A 269-nucleotide genomic window follows, 5' to 3' on the forward strand; every position below is an offset into this window, starting at 1 on the left:
ACCGTCGGCGGCGACGCCAAGATTGGCGATACCGTCACCCTCACAGTGAATGGTAAGAGCTTCACCGGTCTGGTAACCAATGCCAACGGCACCCTTGGTTTCAGCATCAATGTGCCGGGCGCCGACCTGGTTGCCGATGCCGGCAAGACCATTACAGCCAGCGTCAGCACCACCGACGCCGCCGGTAACACCGGTACCGCGACAGACACCGAAGGCTATAGCGTCGACGTCACCGCACCTGTGCCGACCATCACCCTCGACGCCAACAT

1 protein-coding gene is annotated in these 269 nt (G+C 61.7%); it reads left to right on the plus strand.

What is annotated here, in order from left to right; genetic code table 11:
- On the plus strand, positions 1-269 hold a 269-nt coding region (locus PVA39_RS23280), incomplete at both ends, for an Ig-like domain-containing protein (RefSeq protein WP_274126083.1).

This window comes from Pseudomonas sp. CNPSo 3701, from assembly GCF_028674975.1.
Taxonomy (GTDB): domain Bacteria; phylum Pseudomonadota; class Gammaproteobacteria; order Pseudomonadales; family Pseudomonadaceae; genus Aquipseudomonas; species Aquipseudomonas straminea.